The following is a 24,640-nucleotide window of genomic DNA, read 5'->3' on the forward strand; positions in this document are numbered from 1 at the left end:
AGCAATAAACAAGAAAAAATAATATGTCTAAGGATAATTAAGATGACGAAAAGACCAAAACATGACCAGTTATTTAAGAAAATAATGGGCAATGAAATAGCAGCCCAGGAATTTTTAGAATATTATTTACCGAATAATTTTAAAGAAAAGATAGACTTATCAAAGATCAAAATAGAGCAAGAAAGTTATATTGAAGAGAGTTTGAGACGAAAATATAGTGACATAGTTTATTCGGTAAAAACTAAAAATGACGAGACTGCATTCATCTATGTTTTGCTTGATCATCAATCGACATCTGATTATTGGATGGCACTAAGACTTTGGAGGTACACGTTATTATTATGTGAAAGGCATAAAAAGAATGAGGATAAACTACCATTAATTTGTCCGATTATCATGTATAATGGTGTAGAGAAATATCATGCTCCAAGGAATTTATGGAATTTATTTACAGATTCTGAGCAAGCTAAAAAACTGATGACGGAAGATTACCAATTGGTAGATTTACAGAGTATGTCTGATGATGAGATAGTGCAGAAAAAACATTTAGGGATGATGGAATATGTGATGAAGCATATACATCAGCGAGATATGATAAAATTATGGGAGCAGTTTTTAGAAAGGTTTAAGTTAGAAATATTAGTGGATAAAGAGAATGGTTATATTTACTTAAGATCGTTTTTATGGTATACTGATGCCAAGTTGCCTGAAGAAAGGCAATCGGAATTAGAACAGCTACTAGCTAAATATTTATCTGAAGAAGAAAAAGGGAATATTATGAGAACCATTGCACAAAAATATATCGATGAAGGAGAAGCTAGAGGAGAGATCAGAGGAGAAGAGAAAAAAGCTATGGCTGTAGCTAAAAATTTACTTAAAGTTGGTGTGTCAATTGATATCATCTCTACATCTACTGGGTTGTCTAAAAAAGTAATAGAAGAGTTGATGGTATAATTATTACAAAAAGCTCTGAAATATTATAGATTCCGCACCGAAGCTAGGATGGCAAGATACGCAGGAACGACAATTTAAGATTGCTTCGTCGGCTTACGTCGCTTCGCAATGACGAAGTAATGTTATAATCAATTGATAAGAAATTGGTGACGTCGTCACTCGTTGTTCCTAACCCCAAATTCTTCTGAATTGACTATGGTCGAATTAGCTATAAAGAAAAATGTTCACAACAAACTTAATAAAATTGCTTGTCATTTTGTTTCCATTCTATTAAAGTATTAGTATGTACTAGCCTAATAAGTTATGGGGTGTTAATGATAACAATTTTATCAAGGCAATTATTATATGTTCAACACTCTTAAATATTTAAAATATTCGTTTACAGCTATTCTTTTGATAGCACCAATGCTTGCTTGTGCCAACATAGAACCCAAATATAAGGTCAGAAATTTTACGGTATAAAATAATGTTGCAGCTAATATGACGTCATTGCGAGGAGGCATAAAGCCGACGAAGCAATCCATTTGTGGTTACTTTTAGGGATTGTTTCGTCGCTATAGTCAATTCAGGAGAATTTGGGGCTAGGAGCGATGGAGCGACGCCTATAAGTAATAGGCGAGCGACGAGTGACGACGTCCCCAACTTCTCATCAATTGACTATACTATAAGTAGCTCTGAGCCATGACGTTGTGTTGCAAACATTAAAACATTAATGCAAGATGCATTAATGTAAAGAATTTAAACAATGAGTTATATTAAATGTCTGCTCAAATAATAGAGTTATTAATTTTTGCTGGGGTTGCTTTTTTTATTATAAATAGGCTAATTGCTACGCTTGGCTCTACGTCAGATGAGGATCCAACTAAACATAAATCTTCCTTTTTCGGTGAAACAGGAATCAGAGACGTTACTTGTACAGCAAAAGCTGCTACTAGTAGTATTTTTAAGAAAAAATTACCTCAAAATATGGTAAAACCAGCCCCTATCAATCCTATGGAGTTTGATGGGTTAATAGTTTACGAAAATTCTGTGGCTATAATAGCTGGGATTGCAGCTATATCTGCTAAACTTCCATCATTTCAAGCAAGGAAATTTTTATATAGTGCAAAAGCAGCCTTTGAGCTGATCATTGAAGCTTCTAATGATGACGATATTGAAGATTTACTGACATTGGTGGATAAAAGATATATACAGGAATTTCATATTTTTTCTGAAACCTATGGAGAATTTGTCCATGGTAGCGTACTAGATGCCCAAATTTCTGAAGCTTATACATTTGCTAATAATATTTTTATAAAAGTATTATTCACTGGCGAAAATATAACTAGTAAGATAAAAAACATACAAGAAGAATGGACTTTCTCTAGAAGCCTTATTTCTAAAAATACAGATTGGTTTTTAACTAATGTTGCTCGTCTAGAACTGGAAGAACAGCCAACTTCTTAGCTTCTGATGATTCACCAGTATAAATTATATTTTGGTAATTAAGTTTGATAACAGTAAACAAAGCTGGGTGATCGTTCTCTACATTAACAATAATTTTTATGATTTGGGGGAATTCTTTGGTTAATATCTTAAACATATAATCAAGCACTAGCATACCGTAATATCTCGTACTACCACTTTTATTAGTTAAAATAACAGGATCGTGAAATTCAGATAAAAACTCTCGTGCATCACCTAAGTTTTCTATTGTATAAGTTGTTGGGTTTGGCATTTTATAAACCTATCTAAATTTATGCTATATATTAAATTACCATAAAGAGTCAGTTTAGTATACTCAAATCATTTGAGTATATAACTCATCGGATTAGCTATACAAAGCTCAATCATTCTCAATATGTACTGTGACATGCTGACCTAATAACGGTGATTCAAATGGTACCTCATAATATATATGCTCGTCTATCCCTAATAATGGCTCTGCTGAATTCTCAGTACCAGATATATTAATAAGTGCTATTGTTGGCGAGAGTGTCGTCGTATTTAGATTAGGTGATGTAATATCTTTCTTTGTTATTACATGTATCGTTTTTGGCTGATCAGGTATTGCATAAAGAGGTTCAGCATTTTGATGTGAAAATATGTTACCAAGTGCTGTCTTAATAGGGGACTTCTCTTGATGACCAATTGAATCGTCACCACTCTTAATTTTTTTAGGGCATATATTATGGCTGCTATTAGTGTGGTTGCTGCTATTCCTGTTCCAACTATGGCTAGTGGTATAGAAGAGCTTGTTGATTCTTCGGTGTTATTATCTTCAGTGTGAGTAGTAGATGGAGTAGTGCTTGTTGTGCTTCTACAACCACCAGGAATATCTCTATTAGCAAACAAGCTCTTTATAGTAGAATCTTGAATTTGTTGCATTAACCAATCACCCCAACCGTTAATACACTCAAACTGTTGAATAGTGTTGTCATTTTTGACTATAGTAACTGCAATATTGTTATTACCATGATGATTATCAGTTGTAACTGGTATTTTTTGACAATGATTTCTAATATAAGAATCTACTATATTCAGACCATTAAGTGTATTGCAATGAAATACTGCACATGGTGAGTCAGAAGAATCACATTTTATTAGTAATATTTTATCTACATGATAAGGAGTTGTAGTAGGTTCTACACTTGTGGGCTGTACAGTTGTAGTAGGCTGTACACTATTAGTAGCAGGACAATTCTGCATACCCTCAATTATACTCTGACCTATCTCTTGTTGTATTAAGGCACAACTCTTATTATCACTTATATCATCTTCCATTCTATGTATTAGTTCTAAGAGCCAATCTCCCCAATGGGTACCACAATTATATGTTGTATCAGAACTCTGGTGGATTGTAGTAAGTGATGCCCCTGCTGTAGTATTATAGGATATTTTGTAGTTATCATAATAGACTATAATATCACTATCTGAAGGTATATGTTTTTGTTTATGAGGGAAACAACCTTGGACTCTCTGATACATTGCGGTATGGTTATTAAGTTTTTCCTCAGCCCATTTCACTGTACCTGAATCGCAAGACGATATTTCATATTTTGAACTGTTAGGGTTGCATATAATAACAAAGGGTGTATCCTTTGCTGCGACAGGATCTGAATTATTACTTAGCCATTTTTTGAACTTTGATACATCAAAGTATGGTTTTAAGTGTGTAGTTACACATTGTCGTTCTTCTTCATTTTTCCGACATTCTAAAAAGTTTCTTATTGTCCCTGGTGTATATTCTTGATAATACTTTATTATAACAGGTCCTATTGTATATCGTCCAATAGAGTTCTCTAGAACTTGATCGTCATTATAATTTTGCAATGCCTTGTTATCAAAAAGAGAGCGAGCTGAATTAATCAAATTTTTAGAATTGTCATTATTACGTTCAACAAATGCTGCAATTCCTTCAGATAATAATGTCCTTATCCCTCTACCATCAGTGTTATAATATTGAATGGCATGAGCTACTTCATGTACCACAACACTACCATCATACTCTTCTGTTGTTCCTATTACAGCTGTCATTGCACATCGCATAATATTGGGATTTTCTGGATCGTTACCTCCAGGTATATACTGTCCCGCTATGACTCCATGAGGGGTATCCCACTTGGTAAGGGTACATTTATGTTCCATTTTAGATGGTATTACTCCAATTGTGCTGTCAAATGTTTTAATTGATTCACGAATACTGGCTTTAACCTTTAATATCTGATCAGCAGTAAAGCCTTTGAGAGTTATATTCATTTTTAAAGGATGCTTTATCTGAAAATATGGAGTATTATCGTCAGATATTTTTGCATCTGTAGTTCTGAATAATGCTGGAACAAAATATTTCTCTATAGGTACTGTTCTAGATTCTAAATTTTTCATAAAATACGGATCAATTTTTTCTTGCTCAAGTAAATCAAAAGGTATTTTAGGGTTAAATGAGTCTAAAATATCATTATCACCGTAAGATACGGATGATGCGCCATTTGTATCTACTTCATTAGTATTTTTAGAGCTATAAGCACCGGTAATGTTATTCACCAAAGGAGAGAGCCAGATAAGAAGATTAGTTAAATTCATGTAAAACCTCAAGTTTAATGTGTTAATACATTTAGATTGTGTATTATTTTTACAATAAAGCCGTTTAATACGACCTTTGCTGCTGCAGCAACATATACTAAATTCTCGCTTTATGCAAGCAGTTATTTGAAAATTCTTGTAAAAACTTATGATGTACTGAGTTAGAGAATGAAAAAAATAAGCAATATTGCAAAAATAATGAAAACAGCTATTAGTGGAGCATAAAAATCTGTTATATTTATCTTGTTATATCTAATTCAGGTTAGAATAATAAATTATATTGTTATTTATTTAATCGATAAAAATTATGAATATTTTTGTTACTAATAACTGTCCTGTAATATCTGCACATGCCTTGGATAACAAACGTGTAGTTAAAATGGTTTTAGAAACAGCACAATTGTTAAGTACCGCAATATTCATTAATAGCGGCGTTATATATGATCATATCTACAAACCAACTCACATGAAGCACCCATGTACTATCTGGGCGGCATTGAATATTGGCAATTGGGACTGGTTATTTCAGCATTTTTTAGCATTATGCGAAGAATATAATTTTCGTTATAACAAAAAACATGCTTCCACAAGGTTATTACCATATTTGTTAGAACGTAGAACTGATATTCAAGATGGCATAATAACTCCATTTGCTAATTGTACTAAATCAGAGAGCATGCAGGTGGATTTTAAGCATATTAGCGATCCTTGTGAAGCTTATAGAAAATATCTCAATGCAAAATGGCACCATGATAAATTACCACCGAAATGGATTAACAGAGAACCACCTTTATGGTATAATAACTGATTTTATATTAAGTTTTATCCTTTCATGTGTTGAAATAAATATTATGATGTGGAAATAAAATTGACAACTATGGCATTACATGAACAAGATTTATAAAATTTCGATATTTACACTATATTTGATATTAATTTGTCTCTTAATATTACCTATTGTTACTGTTAAGGCAGAGTCTCCTATTAAAGCAGTGACATCTAGCACAGAGGAAAATAATAATGTGATTCATCATTCTGATAGTAATGCAATAACCCTTGAAGCAAAGCAAGCAATAGTCATAGATTACGCTACAGGTAAAGTGTTGTTGGCAAAGAATGCTTATGAGCGTATGACTCCTTCATCTATGACCAAAATAATGACATCTTATCTTATTGAAGAGAAAATTCAGAAGGGCGAGGTGTCGTTTGATTCGCATTTTATTGTAAGTGAGAAAGCTTGGCGTATGGGAGGGTCAAAATCTTTCATGCCTCTAGGTGAAATGGTACGTCTTGAAGATATTTTGAATGGTATTATTATTCAATCAGGAAATGATGCTTGTATTGTAGCGGCTGAAGGGTTGTACGGAACGGAAGAAAATTTTGTTGAGGCTATGAATTTACAAGCACAGAAAATAGGTATGAAGGATACTCATTTTGTTAATGCTAGTGGTTGGTCAGCAGAAAATCATTATAGTACCGCCTATGATCTCACACTACTTAGCAGAGCTCTTATTAAAAACCACCCAGAGTTTTATCGCATTTATAGTGAAAAATATTTTACTTTCGGTAAAGATCAAAAAGGTCGCCCTATTATTCAAGGAAATCGTAATCCCTTATTATATAAAGAAGTTGGATGTGATGGTATTAAAACAGGATATACTGATGATGGGGGTTATGGTATGGTAGCATCATGTATAGATGATGGGCGTCGCTATATTATGGTTATTAATGGTCTTAGTTCTATGAAAAAGCGAGCTGATGAATCTCTAATGCTATTAGATTGGATTAAGCAAAACTTTATTAACAAAAAGTTTTATGCCAAAGGTGATATAATATCAGAAACTGATGTATGGCTTGGTGTAAAGGATAAAGTGCAACTTGTAGCAGCAGAAAAGTTGTCAATGGTTGTGCCACGTTCTAACCAAGAAAAAATTGATATAAAAATATCGATACCGTCAACTGTTTCAGCTCCTTTAAAGGCTGGGGATATTGTTGGTAAAATAACTGTAACTGTTGACAATGATGTTCAAGAAATAGCTCTTCTTGCTAAAGAATCCATTGACAAAGTAGGATTTTTGAAGAGAATAGCTTGCTACTTTAATTATTTGTTTTTTAGCAAATAATTTGGTAATTGGCATTTTACTAAACTTATAATATTTATAATTATGACAGAGATAATCGATTCACAAGATTTAATTGACACTATCAGTAAACTTGAAAAATTAGAGGAAGAGAAAACCGAACTGACCGATCTAATAAAGGATGCTTATGAAGAAGCTAAACATAAAGGCTATGATATTAAGATAATTAAGCATGTTCTGAAACTTAAGAAAAAAGATAAAGATGATCTTGCTGAAGAAGATAGCCTAATAGAGATATATCGTGGAGCGTTGAATATTTAACAATTATTTGCAAAATATTGCTATAATTAAACGTCGACTCTTATTGAATTTAGTACTCACGATATTATATATATTAGGTTTTGTGAGCGTTCACGGGAAAAAAGTTAAAGTACAAGACGTCATTGCGAGAAGGCGTAAGCCGACGAAGCAATCCAGGAAAATGGTTAGAAATGGATTGCTTCGCTGCTACTAAAGTAGCTCCTCGCAATGACAGCTTAGGTAAGAGTATTCGACATTAAGTTAATGATTCCCTTTTAAAACTTTGATATAAAACTGGAATAACAAATATAGTAAACAGAGTTCCAATAGTCATACCCCCAACTATTACCAAACCAATAGACTTTTGAGCTTCGGCTCCTGCTCCTGAGGCGATAACTAATGATACTGCTCCAAAAATGGTTGCTAGAGTAGTCATTAGAATTGGTCTAAGCCTTAAGCTAGAAGCTTTAGTTACAGCTTCTCTAATATTTAATCCTTGGCTTCTTAAGTTATTAGTAAATTCTACGATCATAATAGAATTTTTTGTGATCAAACCAATTAAAGTGAGCAAGCCAATACTACTATACATATTAAACGTATTACCAAATATCCAGAGTGTTAATACGCCACCAGTAAATGAAAATGGTACAGCAATAAGGATTAATATCGGATCAGTAAAACTTTCAAATTGTGCTGAAAGCACTAAGTAAATAAACAATAAAGCAAATAAGAACGTAGTAGTCATAGTACCTTCTGATTCAGCCTTTTTCTTAATTTCGCCAATATATTCTAGAATAGTGGTATTATTATCCAATAATTCATTAGCTATGTTATTCACTTGCTTTATTGCATCGGTAATTTTTTGGTTTGGGGCTAAATCTGCCGAGATGGTTACTGATCTAGCATTATTATAATGATTATAATATTTGATAGATACTTTCTCAACTATATTAGCCACGACATTTAATGGCAATAAATTATTAGTTGGTTTATTGGTTGGTATCAGTATCTTACTAAAGTGATCGATATTACTACGATGTTTTAAATTATACTGCATAGTTATATCATACAATTCATTGCCCATTCTAAAATCACCAAGCTGCTTTCCTGCTAGCAAATATTGCAATGTTAACCCTATATTTTCTAAACTCACACCATAAAGGTAAGCTTTATCTCGGTTAACAATTACGTCAATGGTCGGCATAGAGGAATCTACATTACTGTAAATATTCATAAAAGCTGGTTTTTTCTTCATAGTATCGACGAATTTCTCTGATATTTGAACTAATTGCTCATATTCAAGCGAGGATTGCAAAGTAAATTCCATAGGACTTCCAGCATTATCACTAACCATTGAGCGTGGTTCCACTGCAAAAATTGATATTCCAGCTATTTGTTGAAATTGCTGATTAAGTAAGTTTATTATAGTTGTTTGTGACATTGACCTTACTTTCCAATCTTTAAGAGGTATAAAACCATGACCACGCCCCCCTTTTATTACTATCAAATAACCTGCGATATCTTTGTAAGAACTAAGTATTTTTTCAACTTCTATTATTGATCTTTCTGATTGTTCACTATTAGAACCTTGAGGACCAACGAAGGAAAGATTCACAATGCCATCATCCTCCTGAGGAATAAACACCTTTGGAACAAAGATAAAACTAACGACTAGCACCACTAAAGATAGGGCAATAATAAGTGAGAATTGCTTTTTATGATCAAAAGCAAGATTTAAATAGACCAAATACTTGCTTTGGACTAATTTAATAAACTGGTCAAATTTAACTAAAAACCCTAAGGAAGGTTGGTCATTTTTGCCAATCATGCGACTTGCCATCATTGGCGTCAAAGTTAAAGCAACAAAACCAGAAACTAACACACAGAATGCTAAGGTCCAAGCAAATTCAATGAATAACTTACCCATAGATCCGTCAATAAAACCTATTGGTAAGAATACTGAGGCAAGTGTTATAGTCATTGCTATAATAGCAAAACCAATTTCCTTAGATGCCAGGATGGCAGATTCCATAGCACAATGTCCCATCTCATTGTATCTAAAAATATTTTCCAGCATTACTATTGCATCATCTACCACCAAACCAATAGCCAATATCATTGCTAAAAGGGTAAATATGTTAATAGAAAATCCTAAATAATACATGACAATAAATGTACCAATCAGCGATACCGGAATGGTTACAAGTGGTATCAGAGTGATTCTTACTGATGCCAGAAATAAATATACTACTATTATAACTAAAATTAATGCTTCAAAGATCGTGAAGAATACTGATTTGACTGAGGCATTAACTGGAATTGACTCATCATAGGCTATATCAATTGTTACCCCATTAGGTAAATTCTTTTTAATTTTATCTAGTGACGACCTAACCTCTTTAGATAACTCAAGTATGTTTGCCTTTGATTGTTTGACAAGACCAAGTATTAATGCACTTTTGTCGTTATATCTAACAATTGTATTATTTTCTGGAGGAGCTAAATACACTTTAGCAATATCTTGCAATCTTAATATACTGGCATCTGTTACTTTTAGTATAATTTGTTCAAACTGTTCCGGTTTACTTAAAGACCCATCTAATCTTACAGTAAAATCACGGATGGCGGTTTTAATAATTCCTGCCGGATAATAGATATTTTGTTTTTTTATAGCATTTTCAATTTCCAACACCGACATTTTATGCTGATATAATTTTACCGGATCTGGCTCTATCCGCATAGAATAATATTTACCACCATGCACTTCTACTCGACCTATTGTTTCAAGTTTTTCTAAAAGGTTGACTACATTCTCTTGAGCAATCTGAGTTAATTGCAAATTATTATATACGTCACTACTAATGCTTAAGAACAAACTAGGATAATTATTAGCATCGTGCTTACCAATATAAGGGGCTTGCATATCTTTGGGAAATATATAGCTTATCTCAGCAATTTTAGACCGAACCTCATTTAAGGATGCTTCGATATTAGCCGATGATAAAAATGTTAAAGAGATATGGCTACTACCTGTCGCACTTTGGGAAGTGATAGAATCAAGATTTTTTATAGTTTTTAGAGCCTTTTCAATACGAGTGGTAATTTCTTTTTCCATATAAAGAGCATCCGCCCCAGGATAATCTGCATATACTGTTATTACAGAAGAAGAGATATCGGGAATCCCCCTAATTTGTAGTTTAGTAAAAAATACAGCTCCTAAAATAACAATTACTAGACTCAGAACTGTTGCAAATACTGGACGCTTGATGCATATTTCACTTAAATACATATAAACAAATCCTACTCAATACCAATTGTTAATTTTTTCTCAAGAATTTTGGCTAAGTTACTAATAATTATTACCATAACATAATAACAAAGCCCTGCTATTAACAAAGGCGTAAAATAAGTATAATGTTCCAGTGATACTAGCTGAGCTCTCCGCATTAAATCCATTTCACCGATCATTGATATAATCGACGACTCTTTGATTAGGTTAATAAGCTCATTAACCAGTGAAGGTAAAATACTTCTTATAGCTTGCGGTAAGATGATATCTTTGATCATTAATCTTTCAGGTATGCCTAACGCCTTAGCCGCTTCAATCTGCCCCTTATCAACAGCATTCATTCCAGCTCTAATTATTTCCGAAACATATGCCCCTGAATTTAATGAGAAAGCTATGGTACCTGCAGCGAATACCCCAAGCTTAATACCAATTACCCCAGGCAAACCAAAATAAATTATGCTAAGTTGGATAAGTAGTGGTGTACCACGAAAAATTGATGTATAAAAATTAGCAAATAGCCTTAAGGCATGACTTTTGCTTACCTTACAAATTGCTAGTAAAGTACCGATAATCAATCCAAATAACACTGAAACTAAGCTATATTTTAGTGTTACTACCATCCCTTCTATAATAAAATATATAGAAGAAAAATCAAGTAATTGCTCAAACATCTAACACTCTTAAATTTCCTGAATTCGTTTCAATACAGGAGATAATTAAATCTATTTCTATACGTCATTGCGAGACCATATAGTAGTCGAAGCAATCTATTTCTAATCACTTTCTTGGATTGCCGCGTCGCCGCTTTGCGGCTCCTCGCAATGACGAGGTGTTACAAACCGACTCCTCGCTAATATACAGATACTATTAGCTATAACTTACTTTTGCCCATATTTTTTCCACTAAAAATACCTTATTATAAATATATATACAACAAATTAATGTTAGCTACTCAGTAATTATTGACGAATATGTCTTAAATTGCTAATTTTCGTAACATCTAGATTGCTACTAGACCTTATAGGGTTAATATCTATGCCGCCACGTCTTGTATATCTGGCATAAACAGTTAATTCATCGGGAATACAAAACTTACTAATATCACAAAAAATACGCTCAATACATTGTTCATGAAACTCATTATGATTACGAAATGACACCAAATATTTTAATAAAGAACTATGGTCAATTTTTCTGCCTCGATAACTAATCTGTACTGATGCCCAATCTGGCTGTTGAGTAACTAAACAATTTGATTTGAGCAAATTAGAATATAGCACCTCATCGACGATATTCGTATCATCTTCCAACAATTTTGGCAAGTTCTGGCTAATTTCAAAACTAGTAATTGTCACATCTAATTTATCGAGATTTACACCTGAAAAAGACTGCAGCCTAGTGCCATCATATGACTCTAAATCTTTTAAAAACACTATTACATCTGACCCAAATATTAGACCTAAATCCCTGGTAATTAACTCTATTACTTGCTCTGAACTGCTAAGCTTAGTATTACTAAAAGAATTTAAGTAAAGCTTTAGTGACTTTGATTCTATAATATTAGGTGAATCACTACTCACCATAAATTCCAATATCCATACCTCAGGTTTACCAGTTTGGCTTAGCCAAGAGACCTCATAACAATTCCAAATATCAAAGCCATAAAAAGGTAAATCACCTATTATCTGTAATTGCTCTCTAGCAAATTTACGACTAATTGGTTGTAATAAACTATTATCGTACACATCTATATATGAAGTTTGTTTGCCAAGTATAGTTTCCAAATCCATTTTATTTTATCCAGTAAGTCATGTAGTTCGGATGCTCCACACCATTTAATAAATATTTAAAACCCATAGCAATCCTTAATATAAACCACACCAACAAACATACATACAATACAGGACCAATTAGTATTATAGTGGTTATTATAGATATCATCATACCAACGAATCCTATCCAAAAAGTCCGCCATATAAAAATATAATGGCTAGATAAATATTTATTTTTAATATCCTTATTAATATAGGAAAAAACTGCACCAATAATAGGTAATAACGGAGCAACTATTCCACATAAAAATAATATATAAGTTACGACAAGATTAGTTTTTCCTGCTGCTATATATTTTTTAATTTCCTTATCCATTTTCATCTCTTCAACTTTTTAACTACTAAAATTCTTAACCACTAAGTGCATTATACTACCATATTTTATATAATCTATCTCATTATCTGTAAAAGCTTGTAATATTACGCCGATAGTTTCAATTATATCACTTTTCCTCTTGATAACACAACTAAGTTGTTTATAAGGCCCTACTTTATTACTTAAGCCTGTAATTGTAATATATTCAGAACCATCAAGTTTTAAATCACTTACCGTAGTAGAAGTGAGTACAAGCGGTAATACGCCCATACCAACTAAATTTGACCGATGAATTCTTTCAAAACTTTCAGCAATTACCGCTTTTACTCCTAGTAAACTAGTACCTTTTGCTGCCCAATCTCTCGACGAACCAGAGCCATATTCTTTACCTGCAAAAATTACTAAAGGGATAGAATGAGCCTTATAATCCTGAGAGGCGTCATAAATACTCATTTGTTGACCATTCCGTTGATTGATCGTTATCCCCCCATCAATTCCAGGACACATAGCATTTTTAATCCTATTATTGGCAAAAGTCCCACGCATCATTACTTGATGATTGCCACGTCGTGATCCATAAGAGTTAAAATCTGCTGGTAAAATACCCTGCTCAGTTAAATATTTAGCAGCAGGGCTTGTTTTACTAATATTTCCGGCTGGCGATATATGATCAGTAGTAATAGAATTGCCAAAGATGGCTAATATCCTAGCAGATTCTATATCCCCCAATTCACTGGATATATGCTCGATACCTTCAAAATAAGGTGGATTATTGATATAAGTGCTATTTTTATTCCAATTATAAGTATCACTTTTAGTTACCTTAATATTTTGCCATTCCTTATCACCTAAGAATATATCACTATATTTCTCCTTAAACATTTTACAGTCAATAGATTCCTCAATTATTTTCTGTATCGAGTGTTGAGTAGGCCAAATATCCTTAAGATAAACATCCTTACCATCATGACTTTTTCCTATCACATCAGTCTCAAGATTAATGTTGATAGTACCGGTGATAGCATAAGCAATAACTAGCGGCGGAGAGGCAAGATAACTAGCTATGGTTAAAGGATGTACCCTACCCTCAAAATTTCTGTTACCAGATAATACCGAAGCAACAACCAGATTGTTTTTGGTAATAGTCTCTTCTATTTCCGGCAACAGTGACCCAGAATTGCCGATACAAGTAGTACACCCATAGCCAACAAGATTAAAACCTAAATCATTGAGATATTGCTCAAGCCCACTTTTTTTCAAATATTCCGTTACTATTTTTGAACCAGGAGCCAATGAGGTCTTAACCCATGGCTTTTTCACTAGTCCAAGTTCTACTGCTTTTTTAGCCAGCAAGCCAGCAGCAACCATTACATTAGGATTGGAAGTATTGGTACAGCTAGTAATTGCCGCTATTACGACATCACCATGACTGATTGCATATTCATCAGTCACAGGGTATTTTTTATCAATATTAACATCACCTTTGGTTAAAGAAGCTAGTTCACTGTTAAAATTACTGGCGGCATTTCTTAGGTTAACTCGATCTTGTGGACGTCTTGGCCCTGCTAAAGAAGCTTCGATAGTAGATAAATCCAGCTCTAATGTCTCAGTATATTCTGGAATAATTGTCGTTTCGTACCATAATGACTGTAGCTTAGCATATTGCTCTACTAATTTTATGCGATTTGGCTCTCTAGCCGTCAAGTTAAGATATTTGATAGTCTCATTGTCAATTGGAAAGAAGCCACAAGTAGCACCATATTCAGGAGCCATATTTGAAATAGTTGCCCTATCTGCCAATGTTAAAAAGTCCAATCCATCTCCATAAAATTCGACAAATTTGCCAACGACATTTTTCTTCCTTAACATTTGGGTAACGGTTAGCACCAAATCTGTAGCGGTAATCATCCCATTTAAAGAGCCAGTCAATTTAAAGCCAATTACCTCGGGTATAATCATTGATAAAGGCTGACCAAGCATTGCCGCCTCAGCTTCAATCCCCCCTACTCCCCAACCAAGAACTGCCAGACCATTAATCATCGTAGTATGACTATCTGTACCAACCAATGTATCCGGATAAGCGAAAGTTACCCCTTCTTGTTGTTTAGTCCACACAACATTAGCTAAATATTCCAAATTAACCTGATGACAAATACCTGTTCCCGGGGGTACTACTTTAAAATTATCAAATACTTCCTGCCCCCATTTTAAAAACTCATAACGCTCTATATTCCGAGCTACTTCCATTGTAACATTTTTATCAAAAGCTTCACTTGTTCCATAATAATCGACTTGTACCGAATGATCTATTACCAGATCAACAGGTATCAAAGGATTAATCTTTAATGGATTCTTCCCTAGTTTTTTCATAGCATCACGCATAGCAGCTAAATCAACAATAGCCGGAACGCCAGTAAAATCCTGCATCAGTACCCTAGCTGGCATAAATGGTATCTCAGCCTCGGATTTCCTTGCCTTAAGCCATTCTTTAAATAGCAACAACTTCTCTTGGCTACCAGTTAGACGCAGAACATTTTCAAATAATATCCTTAAACTATAAGGTAAACGCTTTAACTCAAGCCCAATATCACTTGCCGCCTTATTTATATCAAAAATTTTATAAACATCCTCTCCAACAGATATTTCTTTAAGATAATCATAATTCATATTAACCACTCCAAATTTGTTTTATAGCTAACTCGAATAAGTTCTCGATATCCCAGACGTCATTGCGAGAAGCACACAAACCCCAACCGTCATTGCGAGAAGCCACTTTAGTGGCATTGAAGCAACCCAAATGGATTGCCACGACCACTACCATTAACTTTCATTTTGAGTATACACTAAAAATACCTAACACTAAGCTTTTCATGCAATTTAATTTGAAAAATATTTATATTTTATATCATCCCTGCTTACCTTAGTGTCACCCCTGCGAAAGCAGGGGTCTAGATTCCCGCCTACGCGGGAATGACAATAGTGGGCGGGAATGACAAAAAAAACCAGATTTCACTATTTTATTTTTTATTAAACAATTTTAAAATTAAATCTTGACTTCTTTATGAAAAAGCTATTTTATCAATTCTGATAGTTTATGTTAACTATCTTGTTAAAGAAAACATTAACCAATATTATGAAATAGGAAATAAATTTTTATGACACCCAAACACAATATTAAAGCATCTACACGTAGTAAGTATTTTAAAACTAAGAAAAAGGAAGCTAAGAACGTAGAACAAAGTCTTACTGAAACTCAGCTTAATAGTCTGGAAAATGCCTTTAACCACCCAGATAGTGAAGAGTTACTTAAAAAATTCTCTAATTCAAAAAAAACAGCCTTCCTAAAATATATTATAAAAAAATACGCCGCCCTTGACGAGCAAGGAAACATTGACAAAGATATGCTTAACAAGACAGAGCAAAGCGAAGCTATCAGTCTTAAACTCATTGAACCTGAGGCAAATCCTCAATCAAGCAGTTTGCTTGATATGGTTGCTAAGGTTATTTCATCTATTCCTAAAGGACTTGTCTTAGGGCTAATGGCCAGCGAAGCATTGAAAAGCGTTGGTGCATTTCCTACAGAATATAATCCTAATCATCAATCTGCAGAACCCATAGAGAGTTCTGATGTAGTTCATCATAGGAGCGCTCGGGCTGCGGGGCATGATGAAACTAGGATATTTAGCTCGCATACTTTACCAAATCAACACTGCGTAGGAACGATCGTAAAGAATTTTAGGCTCGAAAACGAAGGTTATACACAACTATATATTAGATGTTGGGCGGTTCCTTGCGATCCTCCAGTTAATAGCACGACCTATAACTCAGTGTATATTGCTGAAAAAAATCATCTATCCACGAAGACATACCAAGTATCTGGATAGGCACAAGACATGAACACCCTGATAACCAATCAGAAATAATACGCTATACGTTTAACAAGACTGAACCACTTACCAGCAGCCCAGCGGTTACATGCAATGAACCAGCTTATCCGCTTGTAGAGGCTGGCGACCGTTTGCTTGCTAAGGGGAACCTTCTAAAAGCTCTAGAAGAATATCAGGCTGCTCTTGAGCTATGTAAGGATTATTCTCTTGCATTGGACGGTAGGGATAAAGTATTAGCAGAATTAGCCAAAATCACTACTACAGAAGCTGTTACTATAGCAAAAAACACTACCCAGGCAGAATCTTCTACACCAACAACACCACAAGACCAAACTCCCCCTTCCGCTAAAGAATGGACAGTGAAAAATATAGTGGATACTGCAGTTTCCAGTGGGGTTGCAATACTTACAGTGTTGGCTGCTGGTGCTTTTCTTTACAAGAAAGGTAGCGATATTTACGAGGCTTGTCTGGAGTATTTGAGTAAATCAGACCCAAAACTTAAAGATTGTAATGGGCATGGTTTACTTGAGTCAGATCAATTCATCCCAAGTAATGATAACGGTGATGCAAAGGTGATACAAGATTTATCAGTTTCACTGACAGGAGCTGAAGACCTAGTAACATCAGAGGTATAAGTCGCTAAAAAAACACAAACCGATACTATAACTAATCTACTAAGGCTCTTTATAGCCCCTCGCAATGACCTGGGTAAAACTCGTCATTGCGAGAAGCCACTTTAATGGCAACGAAGCAATCATGTTTTGTGTCATTCCTGCTTAACTTAGTGTCACCCCTGCTTTGGTGCGGGGTCTAGATTCCGCACCGAAGCGGGAATGAACAAAATCCGTAATTATGTCGAGGCTCTAGAAGCCGTGGGAATGAGAGGTTACTCAAGGATATTTATAAGAATGCAGAAACCATTATGGCACTCGATGCCGAATATATGACCGCTTCCTTTGTGGCTCTATTTTTTTATTTTCTTTGTTGACAAATTCACTCGTCCATATATGACAAGGAGAAGCAAGAATGACAAAAAAACCAGATTTCACTATTTTATTTTTTATTAAACAATTTTAAAATTAAATCTTGACTTCTTTATGAAAAAGCTATTTTATCAATTCTGATAGTTTATGTTAACTATCTTGTTAAAGAAAACATTAACTAATATTATGAAATAGGAAATAAATTTTTATGACACCCAAACACAATATTAAAGCATCTACACGTAGTAAGTATTTTAAAACTAAGAAAAAGGAAGCTAAGAACGTAGAACAAAGTCTTACTGAAACTCAGCTTAATAGTCTGGAAAATGCCTTTAACCACCCAGATAGTGAAGAGTTACTTAAAAAATTCTCTAATTCAAAAAAAACAGCCTTCCTAAAATATATTATAAAAAAATACGCCGCCCTTGACGAGCAAGGAAACATTGACAAAGATATGCTTAACAAGACAGAGCAAAGCGAAGCTATCAGTCTTAAACTCATTGAACCTGAGGCAAATCCTCAATCAAGCAGTTTGCTTGATATGGTTGCTAAGGTTATTTCATCTATTCCTAAAGGACTTGTCTTAGGGCTAATGACCAGCGAAGCATTGAAAAGCGTTGGTGCATTTCCTACAGAATATAATCCTAATCATCAATCTGCAGAACCCATAGAGAGTTCTTATGTAGTTCATCATAGGAGCGCTCGGGCTGAATCACCACTACCCTTGCACTTAACAGAAAAAAAAACTTACTTTGGAAAATGGTAATTGCATTGCAGTTCAGGCATCAACTCATAAGGGGGAAATGATCCAAATATTATACTCTAAGATATATATGCAGTGTTATAATACTCCTTGTGGTGAGAAATATACTCAGAATAAAGAAACATACAATGAATGGTACTATAGAGCAAGTAATCTGAATATAGAAGCGGTAGATGACAAAACAGGAAAAGCAACTTTTTCATATTATGATGCCCTTGATGCGAAGATGCATCAGGGTGAGGTAATTCATTCATGCGATTTAAAAGCTTCCCGGAGTGATACGCTGTCACGTGATAATAATAAACAAATATCCAAAGCAATCTACCATACTTTGCCAAATGATAATTGCATGATAGCTGGAGAATCACCACAAACTCCTACTAAAGAATTCCCTACGGCATGGAGCCGATTATATGGTAAGTGTCTTCCTGAACCTTGCAACAATCAATCATTTTCTTCAGGGGAAAACGAAGCCAATCTTAGTTGGGGAGAGAATTTAGATGACATATCAATAAAAACTGGAAAAAATAATGATACAGCTGAGGTATCTTTTAGATATTATTCTCCCGATAGCAGATTATTCGAATCTCATTCAATTGATCATGTATGTGACTTACCAGTTTTAACCCCTTCAATTAAGGAATCTTCTAGCACAACAACTTCTACTACGCCGGAACAAATTACCGAAGCATTTCTTGCTTCTTTAATTACAGAAGCTTCTACTGTAGCAAAAAACACTACCCAGGCAGAATCTTCTACACCAACAACACCACAAGACCAAACTCCCCCTTCCGCTAAAGAATGGACAGTGAAAAATATAGTGGATACTGCAGTTTCCAGTGGGGTTGCAATACTTACAGTGTTGGCTGCTGGTGCTTTTCTTTACAAGAAAGGTAGCGATATTTACGAGGCTTGTCTGGAGTATTTGAGTAAATCAGACCCAAAACTTAAAGATTGTAATGGGCATGGTTTACTTGAGTCAGATCAATTCATCCCAAGTAATGATAACGGTGATGCAAAGGTGATACAAGATTTATCAGTTTCACTGACAGGAGCTGAAGACCTAGTAACATCAGAGGTATAAGTCGCTAAAAAAACACAAACCGATACTATAACTAATCTACTAAGGCTCTTTATAGCCCCTCGCAATGACCTGGGTAAAACTCGTCATTGCGAGAAGCCACTTTAATGGCAACGAAGCAATCATGTTTTGTGTCATTCCTGCTTAACTTAGTGTCACCCCTGCTTTGGTACGGGGTCTAGATCCACACCGAAGCGGGAATAACAAGGAGAAGCAAGAATAGCAAAAAAACCAGATTTCACTATTTTATTTTTTATACACAACTTTGAATTACCTTGACTTATATACAAAAAACCTATTTTATCAATTTAGATAGTTGACGTTAACTATCTTGTTATAGTCAATTCAGGAGAAGTTGATGCTAGGAGCGATGGAGCGACGCCTATAAGTAATAGGCGAGCGACGAGTGACGACGTCACCAACTTCTCATCAATTGACTATACAACTAAATATCAATTAATATTCTTAAATAGGAAACAAATTTTATGAAAATTTTCTCTAGTTCTGCTGGATCAACATTTCTACTGGCTACTTCAGCCTTACATCATACCGTTAATTCCTTTCCTACAGAAAGCACCACTAGTATACTCCCTAGTGATGCTTATTCTACTAGCCCAGAGGATCATACACTTTCAAGTAAGCATGAAGGAAGTTACATTGTGAACAATTCTGTAGAAACATTGAACCATTTTTCAAAAAAATTGAATGACTCTTTAATTGTATCACAAAAACTATATGAAGAAGATTCATTTTCAAACACATTGGATGACGATTCTTTTGAACCATTCGACGATCTTCCTGAATGGAAGGAGTATAATACAAAATATCCCCCTTTAAACACATCTGTGGAAAGTACTATTACAGCCGAGACAAATTCTACTGCTACTCCACTTGAAGTAAACTCTACTACTTCTGCGGAAAGTACTACTACAGCTGAGACAAATTCTATTGCTACTCCACTTGAAGTAAACTCTACTACTCCTGCGGAAACTACTATTACAGATGAAACAAATTCTACTGTTTCATCTACAGCATCCTCTCAAGAGCAAACCTCAAGTCAAAAATTGTGGTCATATTGCTTATATTCTATAGCTTCTTTAGGGCTAACTATACTAGGTGCTGCTACTATGTTCATCAAAAATAAGTTTTGTAGTAATGAAACACAAGAAGAGTCAAATAAAGAGATGGATACGTTTGATCCATCAGATTTTTTAACTCCTGTAAACAATGTTGTCAATTCAGGAGGATTTGGTACTAGGAACGATGGAGCGACGAATGACGACGTCACCAACCTCTCACCAATTGACTATACATTAGAACTTGATGATGTAGCACTTATGGCGGAGCTTACAGAGGATACTCAAGCATAAATGCTGTCATTTGAGCAAGTCACTCTTATTATAGAGCAAAAAAGTATCTTCACTAATATTAGTATGACTTTTTTACCGTCATCTATAGTTTATTTTCAAGGAACCAATGGTTGTGGAAAGACTTCATTACTTAGAATTGTTGCTAATATACAAAATCCAACAAGTGGCAATATTTTGTATAGAACATTGAACTGCAAATATTTAAAGAAACCTTATTGTAATTATATTGGACATAATCTTGGATTAAAATCTCAAACAACTGTATTAGAATATCTAAGATTTTGGTCTACAATTTATGATTCCCTTGAAACATTAGAATCTTCGGTACATTATTTTAAGTTATATAACATTTTGCATGAGAAATGTTACAGGCTTTCTGCTGGCAACCAAAAGAAGGTTGCCTTAGCAAAGCTCATTGCTTGCCAATCAAATTTATGGTTATTAGATGAAGTAGAAGCAAATCTAGATCAAGAAAATAAAGAATTGCTATATAATTTGATGATTTCAAAAGCAAATAATGGGGGGGTGATTTTGGCTACCTCCCACTCCAATATAGATATTAAGTCAGCACAAATAATTAATCTTGAGGATTATCTGTTGTTGAACAAATAACTTTTGATATTTCAAGAAATGAGGGTTGACTTTAGTTGTTAAAATATATATATTTTGATATATACTTGATGAATTTCAATGTATATGTTAATAATGTCAAAATTATGAGATTTATAGAGCGTGACAAAAATTATTAGTTCTAAATATAAGGCAAGCAGAAGACTAGGTGTAAGCCTGTGGGGCGATAGCAAAGATGCCTTCAATACAAGAAATTACCGTCCTGGTCAACATGGTCAGAATAGTATGGTTAAAACTTCTGATTATGGTGTACACTTAAAAGCTAAACAAAAGCTTAAATGTCATTATGGTCGGATTAACGAAAAACAATTTAGAAACACCTTTGCTCTTGCACAAAAAATGAAAGGCAATACTGGTGAAAATTTTATAGGTCTATTAGAGAGAAGGCTTGACGCTGTTATCTACAGAATGAATATTGCCCCAACGATTTTTGCTGCAAGACAATTTGTCACCCATGGTCATATTAAGGTAAATGGCAAAAAGGTTGATATCCCAAGCATGCGATTAAAAGAAGGCGATGTCATCGAGCTAAAGGAATCAGCAAAACAAATTCCTGTAATACTCGAAACAGCTAGCAAACAAGAAAATACCGTACCAGGTTATTTAACTTTTGATGCCCATTCATTGTCTGGTAAGTTCGTCAGAATTCCAGTAATTTCTGATGTTCCATACCCTTTTGAGCCAGAAGTACATTTAGTAATTGAACTTTATTCAAGATAGTGGATCAACCATCTATTAGCGAGGAAGATAGTAGTTCAACTGTCGAAAGTTATAGTCAATTCAGGGGGGGGGGTACTAGGAACGATGGAGCGACGCCTATAACTGATAGGCGAGCGACGAGCGACAACGTCCCCAACTTCTCATCAATTGACTATAGAGCCTTATTTACTAAAAACATCTATTACTCCTGCTGAGGATTTAGCCTACCGTTATCCTGAAAATATAGAACAAAAAGGAGAATCTAGGCTCTGTGAACAAAATTTTAATTGTTTATATTTTGAGTATTTTTAAGCGAAAATTAATAAGATTTTTGCCGGAATAGTTAGTTCTATTTCAAAAAAATCTTATAATTTGCAGCTAAAAAGAGTCGAAATCTAGTAATTTAAATTTTGTTCACAGAGCCTAGGTACTTTAGTATTGAACAACTTAATAATACTCCTTATTTACAAGCTCTAAATAAATATACTGCTACTTCTTGCAAGACTGTTAACTGTGGAGCTATTAAAAGGGGATTATGGGTTGTTATGTTCCGATAATTATTGGTTTTGCTTACGGGCTATTGTATTTTGAAAAGTTGGCAAAAGAGTGGGCGATTTACCTATTGCTCATAGAGACGGTGGCTATTTATTCCGAATAAAACTTTGAAAAATTGGAAAAAGAAACGGGAAATTATCCAAAAGACTGTGCAAATCCAATGTCGAACAGTGTGTGATTGATAAATGTTGAAAGCACATTTTTATAAAATTCCATTTTATTTCTGGTATCTCTAAATATATAGCGAGGATTACAAACCCTTGTAAAGTTTCCTCTATAATTTTCTTAATCTTCTCAGGAGACTTAGCAGCAATAGTCTGCATGTTATGAAGTCGATCAAAGAGTTTTATTATTAAAATATCATTTTTCTTTTGTTGAAATAATATATTCAGTGTCTCTGCCGCACTAATCTTCCCATAAAATTTCACCCTGGTCAAATCTGCCACTTGACTAGCAACTTGCTCACCAAAAACTCTACCAATCATATCTTCGGTAAGAGTTGTATCTTCAATAGTATCATGCAGTAAGCTGGTAATGATCATATCAGTTCTGTAATATTTTGGTATATTTAGTGCGGTATATTCAGCAACCATATATGCTACCTCTATCGGGTGGGAGTAATACGGATCGCCGGATTGTCGCATTTGGTTGCCATGATATTTTTTGGCGTAACATATACCTCTTCCAACCTCCTTCATATCTACTGGTTGCGTTACTTGATGGTTCAGTTCAGATAATTTATTGAGTAGCCTTTCGGCATAATGACAATTTGTGTATCTTGCTTCCCAATCATACTGACAATTATTAATATCTTCCATTTTAATACATAATATTATTTTAATTATAAAGTATATTAAACTAAAAATTAAAATACTACTAAATAATTTATTATATATTTCTTAAAATAATAAGTATTTTGTTATATTTACGTTACATTCTTTATTTTCTAATGCAAATTAGTATAAGGTTTTAAATTTTAATTTATTTTTAATTTTTTTAGCTTTTGGACAGGCAGAAAAATTACTCAATAACTTTATTCAATTGTACATCGTACAAATTATAACAAAGATTTTCAATTGCCTGCTCATAAGCAACGAGTTCTGCTATAGTCCAATTAAATTGCCTAAAAATATTATATGCGTTATTGATCTCAGTATTAATAGCAGTTGTATTAATCTTCTGTTTAGAAAGTAACTTTCTTAGCTTTACTTCCTGCTTTTTTTTATATTTATCATGGTTTGCTGTGCCAGATTCTGCGATATTATGCATCCTCCTGCTCCGTATTTGTATTTCTATATTACGTTCATAGATACCAACTACAACTATGACGTGTAAGGAACGGTAGCCATTATCCTTAGGATTAGCAATATAGTTTTTAGACTTCTTGATATTAATAGAGTAGAGACTGTAAATAATAGCCAATACTTTATAACAGTCTTCTTTTTTATCAACTATAACTCTAAAAGCAATTATATCCGTTAATTCTTTCAAAGCGATAGTTTTTCTTAATATCTTCTTTAAAACAGAACAAGTATCTTTTAACCTATAATGTAAATGTATTTCAGCTACTATATCATTTTTGTCCAATTTACTACTAATAGAACTTATGATATTACATAAATCGTTAGTATTTGTATCTTGCATAATTAATATCTACTATAGTTGCAGTGAGCCTATTTAAAATATTTTCTATTTTACAATAATTTAAATTATAGTTTAACTTCCTAGGAGGCTGTCTAAAATAACTAAACTAACTCTAGCCTGGAAGATATTTATTAAAACCTTAAAAATTTAATTAATTAAAAAATATTAAATATTATTTCAATTATTAAAAAGCA

Annotated in this window: 23 protein-coding genes; 14 read left to right on the forward strand and 9 right to left on the reverse strand. The window is 33.9% G+C overall.

Going from position 1 to position 24,640, the window contains the following annotated elements; translation table 11 throughout:
- Window positions 1-42: 42 nt before the first annotated feature.
- From AAGD42_RS00755 to AAGD42_RS00765, 3 genes are all read left to right on the forward strand, one after another.
- The gene (locus tag AAGD42_RS00755) at window positions 43-954 is read left to right on the forward strand and encodes an Rpn family recombination-promoting nuclease/putative transposase (protein ID WP_341752888.1); all 912 of its coding nucleotides are present in this window, start codon (window positions 43-45) and stop codon (window positions 952-954) included.
- Between the two features lie 526 nt (window positions 955-1,480).
- On the forward strand, window positions 1,481-1,639 hold the full coding sequence (locus AAGD42_RS00760) for a palindromic element RPE2 domain-containing protein (protein WP_341752889.1): 159 nt from the start codon (window positions 1,481-1,483) through the stop codon (window positions 1,637-1,639).
- Between the two features lie 74 nt (window positions 1,640-1,713).
- Complete coding sequence (locus tag AAGD42_RS00765; RefSeq protein WP_341752890.1) at window positions 1,714-2,400, forward strand: TIM44-like domain-containing protein; 687 nt, start codon at window positions 1,714-1,716, stop codon at window positions 2,398-2,400.
- On the opposite strand, the gene AAGD42_RS00770 is transcribed toward AAGD42_RS00765, so the two are convergent.
- The gene (locus AAGD42_RS00770) at window positions 2,357-2,671 is read right to left on the reverse strand and encodes a hypothetical protein (RefSeq protein WP_341752891.1); all 315 of its coding nucleotides are present in this window, start codon (window positions 2,669-2,671) and stop codon (window positions 2,357-2,359) included. The two genes, AAGD42_RS00765 and AAGD42_RS00770, sit on opposite strands and share 44 nt — an antisense overlap.
- Window positions 2,672-2,973: 302 nt before the next feature.
- Window positions 2,974-5,016: a hypothetical protein gene (locus AAGD42_RS00775; protein ID WP_341752892.1), complete on the reverse strand. Its 2,043-nt coding sequence runs from the start codon at window positions 5,014-5,016 to the stop codon at window positions 2,974-2,976.
- Window positions 5,017-5,323: 307 nt separating this feature from the next.
- Here AAGD42_RS00775 and AAGD42_RS00780 point away from each other — a divergent pair, with 307 nt between their 5' ends.
- The 3 genes from AAGD42_RS00780 (at window position 5,324) to AAGD42_RS00790 (ending at window position 7,418) form a co-directional block, all read left to right on the forward strand.
- Window positions 5,324-5,824: a pyrimidine dimer DNA glycosylase/endonuclease V gene (locus AAGD42_RS00780; protein WP_341752893.1), complete on the forward strand. Its 501-nt coding sequence runs from the start codon at window positions 5,324-5,326 to the stop codon at window positions 5,822-5,824.
- A gap of 79 nt (window positions 5,825-5,903) precedes the next feature.
- Window positions 5,904-7,139 (forward strand): D-alanyl-D-alanine carboxypeptidase family protein, encoded by a 1,236-nt coding sequence (locus tag AAGD42_RS00785; protein ID WP_341752894.1) that lies wholly within the window; start codon window positions 5,904-5,906, stop codon window positions 7,137-7,139.
- A 42-nt stretch (window positions 7,140-7,181) separates the two neighbouring features.
- Complete coding sequence (locus AAGD42_RS00790; protein WP_341752895.1) at window positions 7,182-7,418, forward strand: GapR family DNA-binding domain-containing protein; 237 nt, start codon at window positions 7,182-7,184, stop codon at window positions 7,416-7,418.
- A 235-nt stretch (window positions 7,419-7,653) separates the two neighbouring features.
- Here the strand turns inward: AAGD42_RS00790 and AAGD42_RS00795 are convergent, their stop codons facing one another.
- From AAGD42_RS00795 to acnA, 5 genes are all read right to left on the reverse strand, one after another.
- Entirely contained in the window at window positions 7,654-10,686 is a 3,033-nt protein-coding gene (locus AAGD42_RS00795; RefSeq protein ID WP_341752896.1) for an efflux RND transporter permease subunit, read from the reverse strand.
- Window positions 10,687-10,697: 11 nt separating this feature from the next.
- Window positions 10,698-11,357: an amino acid ABC transporter permease gene (locus tag AAGD42_RS00800; RefSeq protein WP_341752897.1), complete on the reverse strand. Its 660-nt coding sequence runs from the start codon at window positions 11,355-11,357 to the stop codon at window positions 10,698-10,700.
- A 288-nt stretch (window positions 11,358-11,645) separates the two neighbouring features.
- Entirely contained in the window at window positions 11,646-12,476 is an 831-nt protein-coding gene (gene queF, locus AAGD42_RS00805; protein ID WP_341752898.1) for an NADPH-dependent 7-cyano-7-deazaguanine reductase QueF, read from the reverse strand.
- Between the two features lies 1 nt (window position 12,477).
- Window positions 12,478-12,834 (reverse strand): hypothetical protein, encoded by a 357-nt coding sequence (locus tag AAGD42_RS00810; protein WP_341752899.1) that lies wholly within the window; start codon window positions 12,832-12,834, stop codon window positions 12,478-12,480.
- Window positions 12,835-12,852: 18 nt separating this feature from the next.
- Window positions 12,853-15,501: an aconitate hydratase AcnA gene (gene acnA, locus AAGD42_RS00815; RefSeq protein ID WP_341752900.1), complete on the reverse strand. Its 2,649-nt coding sequence runs from the start codon at window positions 15,499-15,501 to the stop codon at window positions 12,853-12,855.
- A gap of 488 nt (window positions 15,502-15,989) precedes the next feature.
- Between acnA and AAGD42_RS00820 the strand changes: the two genes are divergently transcribed.
- From AAGD42_RS00820 to AAGD42_RS00860, 8 genes are all read left to right on the forward strand, one after another.
- Complete coding sequence (locus AAGD42_RS00820) at window positions 15,990-16,718, forward strand: hypothetical protein (protein WP_341752901.1); 729 nt, start codon at window positions 15,990-15,992, stop codon at window positions 16,716-16,718.
- Between the two features lie 134 nt (window positions 16,719-16,852).
- Complete coding sequence (locus tag AAGD42_RS00825; RefSeq protein ID WP_341752902.1) at window positions 16,853-17,356, forward strand: hypothetical protein; 504 nt, start codon at window positions 16,853-16,855, stop codon at window positions 17,354-17,356.
- Window positions 17,357-17,912: 556 nt separating this feature from the next.
- Complete coding sequence (locus AAGD42_RS00830; RefSeq protein ID WP_341752903.1) at window positions 17,913-18,470, forward strand: hypothetical protein; 558 nt, start codon at window positions 17,913-17,915, stop codon at window positions 18,468-18,470.
- 37 nt (window positions 18,471-18,507) lie between these two features.
- Window positions 18,508-19,551 carry a hypothetical protein gene (locus tag AAGD42_RS00835; RefSeq protein ID WP_341752904.1) on the forward strand — a complete coding sequence of 348 codons (1,044 nt, stop codon included), beginning with the start codon at window positions 18,508-18,510 and terminating at the stop codon, window positions 19,549-19,551.
- Between the two features lie 482 nt (window positions 19,552-20,033).
- Window positions 20,034-20,918 (forward strand): hypothetical protein, encoded by an 885-nt coding sequence (locus AAGD42_RS00845; RefSeq protein ID WP_341752905.1) that lies wholly within the window; start codon window positions 20,034-20,036, stop codon window positions 20,916-20,918.
- Complete coding sequence (gene ccmA, locus AAGD42_RS00850) at window positions 20,919-21,530, forward strand: heme ABC exporter ATP-binding protein CcmA (protein ID WP_341750965.1); 612 nt, start codon at window positions 20,919-20,921, stop codon at window positions 21,528-21,530.
- A 120-nt stretch (window positions 21,531-21,650) separates the two neighbouring features.
- Window positions 21,651-22,268, forward strand: coding sequence for a 30S ribosomal protein S4 (gene rpsD, locus AAGD42_RS00855; protein WP_341752906.1), 618 nt, complete (start codon window positions 21,651-21,653; stop codon window positions 22,266-22,268).
- On the forward strand, window positions 22,268-22,462 hold the full coding sequence (locus AAGD42_RS00860; protein WP_341752907.1) for a palindromic element RPE2 domain-containing protein: 195 nt from the start codon (window positions 22,268-22,270) through the stop codon (window positions 22,460-22,462). The genes rpsD and AAGD42_RS00860 overlap by 1 nt, the downstream gene beginning before the upstream one ends.
- A 426-nt stretch (window positions 22,463-22,888) precedes the next feature.
- Here the strand turns inward: AAGD42_RS00860 and AAGD42_RS00865 are convergent, their stop codons facing one another.
- Together AAGD42_RS00865 and AAGD42_RS00870 are read right to left on the reverse strand one after the other, a co-directional pair.
- Window positions 22,889-23,620 (reverse strand): HD domain-containing protein, encoded by a 732-nt coding sequence (locus AAGD42_RS00865; protein WP_341752908.1) that lies wholly within the window; start codon window positions 23,618-23,620, stop codon window positions 22,889-22,891.
- Between the two features lie 202 nt (window positions 23,621-23,822).
- Complete coding sequence (locus tag AAGD42_RS00870) at window positions 23,823-24,446, reverse strand: bifunctional (p)ppGpp synthetase/guanosine-3',5'-bis(diphosphate) 3'-pyrophosphohydrolase (RefSeq protein ID WP_341750285.1); 624 nt, start codon at window positions 24,444-24,446, stop codon at window positions 23,823-23,825.
- Between the last annotated feature and the right edge of the window lie 194 nt (window positions 24,447-24,640).

Origin of the sequence: Candidatus Tisiphia endosymbiont of Dioctria linearis, assembly GCF_964026545.1 — a bacterium.
Classification (GTDB): Bacteria; Pseudomonadota; Alphaproteobacteria; order Rickettsiales; family Rickettsiaceae; genus Tisiphia.

Coding starts and splice junctions, on each gene's coding strand:
- AAGD42_RS00755 (WP_341752888.1), top strand. CDS start 43: ATGACGAAAAGACCAAAACATGACCAGTTATTTAAGAAAATAATGGGC.
- AAGD42_RS00765 (WP_341752890.1), top strand. CDS start 1,714: ATGTCTGCTCAAATAATAGAGTTATTAATTTTTGCTGGGGTTGCTTTT.
- AAGD42_RS00770 (WP_341752891.1), bottom strand. CDS start 2,671: ATGCCAAACCCAACAACTTATACAATAGAAAACTTAGGTGATGCACGA.
- AAGD42_RS00775 (WP_341752892.1), bottom strand. CDS start 5,016: ATGAATTTAACTAATCTTCTTATCTGGCTCTCTCCTTTGGTGAATAAC.
- AAGD42_RS00780 (WP_341752893.1), top strand. CDS start 5,324: ATGAATATTTTTGTTACTAATAACTGTCCTGTAATATCTGCACATGCC.
- AAGD42_RS00785 (WP_341752894.1), top strand. CDS start 5,904: ATGAACAAGATTTATAAAATTTCGATATTTACACTATATTTGATATTA.
- AAGD42_RS00790 (WP_341752895.1), top strand. CDS start 7,182: ATGACAGAGATAATCGATTCACAAGATTTAATTGACACTATCAGTAAA.
- AAGD42_RS00795 (WP_341752896.1), bottom strand. CDS start 10,686: ATGTATTTAAGTGAAATATGCATCAAGCGTCCAGTATTTGCAACAGTT.
- AAGD42_RS00800 (WP_341752897.1), bottom strand. CDS start 11,357: ATGTTTGAGCAATTACTTGATTTTTCTTCTATATATTTTATTATAGAA.
- queF (WP_341752898.1), bottom strand. CDS start 12,476: ATGGATTTGGAAACTATACTTGGCAAACAAACTTCATATATAGATGTG.
- AAGD42_RS00810 (WP_341752899.1), bottom strand. CDS start 12,834: ATGGATAAGGAAATTAAAAAATATATAGCAGCAGGAAAAACTAATCTT.
- acnA (WP_341752900.1), bottom strand. CDS start 15,501: ATGAATTATGATTATCTTAAAGAAATATCTGTTGGAGAGGATGTTTAT.
- AAGD42_RS00820 (WP_341752901.1), top strand. CDS start 15,990: ATGACACCCAAACACAATATTAAAGCATCTACACGTAGTAAGTATTTT.
- AAGD42_RS00830 (WP_341752903.1), top strand. CDS start 17,913: ATGACACCCAAACACAATATTAAAGCATCTACACGTAGTAAGTATTTT.
- AAGD42_RS00835 (WP_341752904.1), top strand. CDS start 18,508: ATGATCCAAATATTATACTCTAAGATATATATGCAGTGTTATAATACT.
- AAGD42_RS00845 (WP_341752905.1), top strand. CDS start 20,034: ATGAAAATTTTCTCTAGTTCTGCTGGATCAACATTTCTACTGGCTACT.
- ccmA (WP_341750965.1), top strand. CDS start 20,919: ATGCTGTCATTTGAGCAAGTCACTCTTATTATAGAGCAAAAAAGTATC.
- AAGD42_RS00865 (WP_341752908.1), bottom strand. CDS start 23,620: ATGGAAGATATTAATAATTGTCAGTATGATTGGGAAGCAAGATACACA.
- AAGD42_RS00870 (WP_341750285.1), bottom strand. CDS start 24,446: ATGCAAGATACAAATACTAACGATTTATGTAATATCATAAGTTCTATT.